The 1313-nt window shown below is 56.7% G+C and carries 2 protein-coding genes; one reads left to right on the top strand and one right to left on the bottom strand.

The window, feature by feature from the left end:
* On the bottom strand, window positions 1-310 hold a 310-nt coding region (locus Mhypo_RS17730; RefSeq protein WP_147371380.1), incomplete at its 3' end, for a transposase.
* Between the two features lie 241 nt (window positions 311-551).
* On the opposite strand from Mhypo_RS17730, the gene Mhypo_RS17725 reads away from it, so the two are divergent.
* The gene (locus tag Mhypo_RS17725; protein WP_147075588.1) at window positions 552-1013 is read left to right on the top strand and encodes a zinc metalloprotease; all 462 of its coding nucleotides are present in this window, start codon (window positions 552-554) and stop codon (window positions 1011-1013) included.
* Window positions 1014-1313 lie beyond the last annotated feature (300 nt).

Below are 1313 nucleotides of genomic sequence, written 5' to 3'. Positions count from 1 at the left end.
AGATGGCAGCGCTGGGATGGGCGGCTTTGCCCTGGAGCATTCGCAGGGTCATGCGCAGGTCGTGTACCAGGTCTTCGAAGACCCCCCGGTTCATCCAGCGGTAGGCTTGCGCCTGAACGATATGGGGTGGGAAGTCGTGGGGCAGGTAGTCCCACTGGGCACCGGTTCGGACCATCCAACGCAGGGCGCCCCACACTTCGCGCAGGTCGTACTTGCGCTGGGGAGCCTCTAGCGGAGTAAGGGTCAAATAGGGCAGCACCAGGGCCCATTCCTCATCTCGGACGTCCGATGGGTAGGCACGACGGTTCATGATCTAAACATAATCGCATGGCCTGATTTGGGTAAGGTGGTTTGTAGATTCTAGGTGGGTTTGGGTCAGGTATGATGCGATGCAAGAGTCCAGCATGTTTGATATTTCCTTACAGGAGCTGTTGGTGCGCATTTTGAGCGGCTTAGTAATCATAGCCGTTCACGGATATATCCAGGCCTGGACAGCTTTTCATCTGGGGGATAGCAATCCCAAAGAAGAGAGGCAGATAACCCTCAACCCTATGACCCATCTCAGTTGGCTAGGTTTTATCTCATATGTGATTTTTTTGAAGGGCTGGGGCAAACCCATCTGGCTCGATCTGGGGCGCTTTCCCAAACGCAGCAATCTGGTGTGGGTGGCTTTCTCAGGTTGGCTAGGACTGCTAGGGCTGGCCTTGCTAGCACTCTCGCTGCGCCCCCTGGTACTCAATAGCTTCCCTGGGGACGTGGGGTTCACGCTGGTCAACTTCCTTAGCCTGCTGGCCTCGGGCAGCATTTGGTTTTTGCTATGGAGCCTGATTCCACTACCCCCACTGAGTAGTTTCGCGTTTTTAGCTGCAATACAACCTAAAATATACGCGCCTGCCTTCCGGTACGTGGTCGCTTTTGAGGTTGCGTTGTTGCTAGTCGCCGCTTCTGGTTGGATCGAAGGGGTGCTGCGGCCTTTGCAGGGCTGGATTCTGCGTTTGCTGGGAGGTGGCTAAAGTTAGAGCGGTTCTGTGGGTTACCTTAATGACCAGGGCAGGATAGCTCGAGAGCGGTTCGCCTGCGTGGCCGGGTGGGAGGTGCTTCCTGCCCTAATCCAGCACTCGACTCCCCCAGTAGCTCGATAGAAGCGTGTGCAGCCGACATTCCGCACCATTCTTATTCCAGGAGGTAATATCGCTCCACCCCCAGCAGACGGGCTGCCGTCTCGTGATGGGGTGTCAGGTTGAGCACCCGGGGCCTGCCCTCCAGCACCACCAGACGCACCCACAGGAAAAGCTGGAACACCCAGCGTAGGG

The sequence above is a fragment of the Meiothermus hypogaeus genome (genome assembly GCF_003574035.1).
In the GTDB taxonomy this organism is placed as follows: Bacteria; Deinococcota; Deinococci; order Deinococcales; family Thermaceae; genus Meiothermus; species Meiothermus hypogaeus.
This window is presented reverse-complemented; position numbering and strand designations above follow the sequence as displayed.

Coding starts and splice junctions, on each gene's coding strand:
- Mhypo_RS17725 (WP_147075588.1), top strand. CDS start 552: ATGACCCATCTCAGTTGGCTAGGTTTTATCTCATATGTGATTTTTTTG.